Annotated in this window: 3 protein-coding genes; 1 reads left to right on the top strand and 2 read right to left on the bottom strand. The window is 59.3% G+C overall.

What is annotated here, in order from left to right:
- Together AC1DZP_RS36085 and AC1DZP_RS36080 are read right to left on the bottom strand one after the other, a co-directional pair.
- Nucleotides 1–397, bottom strand: a 397-nt coding sequence (locus AC1DZP_RS36085) for an NAD-dependent epimerase/dehydratase family protein (RefSeq protein WP_477309112.1), incomplete at its 3' end; no start/stop codon positions are given.
- A 369-nt stretch (nucleotides 398–766) separates the two neighbouring features.
- A complete protein-coding gene (locus AC1DZP_RS36080; protein WP_477309114.1) occupies nucleotides 767–1,210 on the bottom strand; it encodes an ester cyclase in 444 nt (147 codons plus the stop codon).
- Between the two features lie 174 nt (nucleotides 1,211–1,384).
- Here AC1DZP_RS36080 and AC1DZP_RS36075 point away from each other — a divergent pair.
- On the top strand, nucleotides 1,385–1,651 hold a 267-nt coding region (locus AC1DZP_RS36075), incomplete at its 3' end, for a LysR family transcriptional regulator (RefSeq protein ID WP_477309110.1).

Genomic DNA, 1,651 nt, shown 5'->3' with positions numbered 1-1,651 from the left:
CTGGAAAGGGGCCGCCGAAGGCGGCGGACGACGACGAGAACACCACCTTCGGCCGATACGCCAGCGCGCGGATCGCCTCGAAAAGTAGTCGTGACGCCTCGACATTCACGCGGTAGCCCAGCTCGAAGTTCGACTCAGCCTCTCCTGAAACGACGCCGGCGAGATGGAAGACGACGTCCGGTTTCGTCGCGACAAGGGCTTCCGCGGCGCTTGGATCGGCGAGGTCGCCGACATGCTTCGTCACCAATACGTCCGCAATCTGGATGTCCGCCGGGGCGACCACATCCTGCAGCTGCAGCGCCGATATCTGGCGCCCGCCCAGCGAGCCGTTCGCGGCTAATCTCTTGACCAGTTTTTGCCCGATCATTCCGGCCGCGCCCGTAATCAGAATSCGCATCGATGTCTCCGGTCCTTCGAGCATTTAGGTCCAAATCCGAATCGATCGGCCACCTTGTGACCGAGGCGATGGCAGGTCGATCAACTCGATCGGTGTGGCGTGACCAGGGGTGAAACCCCACCATCGTGCCGCAACTGTTCGGGGCCTAAATACAGGCAAGCGCGCGCTTGCACAATCGATTGTGGAAACTAATTTTCCGAGGGTCGGCGCAACTCGAAGCTGATCCGGGGCAACCCGACACGTCGCGAAGCTGCGCCATAGCTTCGCCACCCCCCCCCTTGGATGATTTCGAGCAACCGCTAGACAGGTTCGATAACGAACCACTGGTAGCACGGTCTTTCAATAATCGATGCCGTTATGGCCTGTGTTTCATCCGCGCAATTGCTGGGCGAGACCGAACAGGTCTGCCGCCCCCCAGTGCTCGACAAAGACGCCGTCACGAATCTTGATGATGTCGGTGGAATTGAATGTCACGCGCTTACCGGTCGGTTGGATACCGAGATACTCACCCCTATGCGTGCCGGTGTAGACAAGATTGGCGCAGATCAGATCCCCCTCGGTCAGGGAGGCATCACTGGTCACGACGAGGTCGGGAAAGGCTTCGATGCGCTTGGCGAAATACGTGACAACGGCCTCGCGCCCGGCAAGCGAGGCTGCGTTGGTCGCTAACGCCTGATGCTGAATATAGCCGTCGGCTACATAGAGCGACTTGAACTTTTCCATATCATGCGCGGTCAATGCGTCGAGGAAGGCCTGCAGTAACTCGCGGTTGGTTTTCGCATTGCCGGCGGCCCATAACCGGCAGCGTGCCACCAAGGGCGAACGGCAGAGCAGACAAGGCGGCTACGGTCAGGGCGTGGCGTCGATCCATCGAAGAACTCACCTGCGTTTGATGTTGAAATAATAGATCTCATTCAACGTAACTATGGTCCGCATCGCTGATAATGGGCTAAATCGATCATTCAATCGATACCAGGAGTGCATGAGATGGCAGACCGGCTGACCGGCATGGAAGTCTTCGTTCGAGCAGTAGAACTCGGTAGCCTCGCCGAGGCGGCACGGGCGAGCCGCCTATCAGCCGGGATGGTTGGCAAACATCTTCGCGCACTGGAGGCGCGGATTGGCATCCGGTTGCTCAATCGCACAACACGCCGATTGGGGCTCACGGAAACCGGGCGGACCTATTATGACCGTTGCCGGCAGATCCTCGCCGAAATCAGTGACGCCGAGCGCGAAGCGATCGAGCAGCAGAGG

The sequence above is a fragment of the Mesorhizobium sp. P2_F8 genome (assembly GCF_056403655.1).
Note: the sequence above shows the minus strand (reverse complement) of the source record. Positions and strands in the feature narration are given on the sequence as shown.